The following is a 366-nucleotide window of genomic DNA, read 5'->3' as shown; positions in this document are numbered from 1 at the left end:
CGCCCTGACCACGCTGTTCATGCTGATCGGCGTGCTGCCGATGCTGGCCCTGCAGATCCAGGCGGTCACCGATTCGATCAGCATTCTCACCCGCGACCCGGCCCAGGAGCGGGTCGCGTTCGTCTTCTGCACCCTGATCACCCTGTTCGCGATCCTCTTCGGCGCTCGCCACATCGCCACCCGCGAACGCCACGAGGGACTGGTGTTCGCCATCGCCTTCGAGTCGCTGGTCAAGCTGGTGATGCTCGGCAGTATCGGCCTCTACGCCCTGTACGGCGTCTTCGGCGGGCCGGAAGGCCTGGAAGTCTGGCTGCTGCAGAACCAGACCGCGCTGACCACCCTGCACACGCCGCTGGCCGAAGGTCC

The 366-nt window shown here is 66.4% G+C and carries 1 pseudogene; it reads left to right on the top strand.

The annotated features are described in order from the left end of the window. Window positions 1-366 (top strand): annotated as a pseudogene (locus tag FLO80_RS24295) (ATPase); the annotation flags it as partial.

The organism is Aquicoccus porphyridii (assembly GCF_008369105.1).
GTDB classification, from domain to species: domain Bacteria; phylum Pseudomonadota; class Alphaproteobacteria; order Rhodobacterales; family Rhodobacteraceae; genus Aquicoccus; species Aquicoccus porphyridii.
Note: the sequence above shows the minus strand (reverse complement) of the source record. Positions and strands in the feature narration are given on the sequence as shown.